1 protein-coding gene is annotated in these 239 nt (G+C 45.2%); it reads left to right on the top strand.

The annotated features are described in order from the left end of the window. On the top strand, positions 1 to 239 hold a 239-nt coding region (locus SB771_RS36735), incomplete at both ends, for a nucleoside recognition domain-containing protein (protein ID WP_410722251.1).

Raw genomic sequence — 239 nt, forward strand, 5'->3', positions numbered from 1 at the left:
GAAAATGGACACGCTGTTTGATGGCGCAGGATTTATCTTTGGTTTCAGGGTATTACCGGCAATTATCTTCGTCACTGCACTGGTGAGTATTCTCTACTACATCGGTGTGATGGGGATTTTAATTCGCATTCTCGGCGGTATATTCCAGAAAGCATTAAATATCAGCAAGATTGAGTCATTCGTCGCGGTCACCACCATTTTCCTCGGGCAAAACGAAATTCCGGCGATCGTCAAACCCT

The organism is Burkholderia sp. SIMBA_051, from assembly GCF_046534915.1.
In the GTDB taxonomy this organism is placed as follows: Bacteria; Pseudomonadota; Gammaproteobacteria; order Burkholderiales; family Burkholderiaceae; genus Burkholderia; species Burkholderia ambifaria.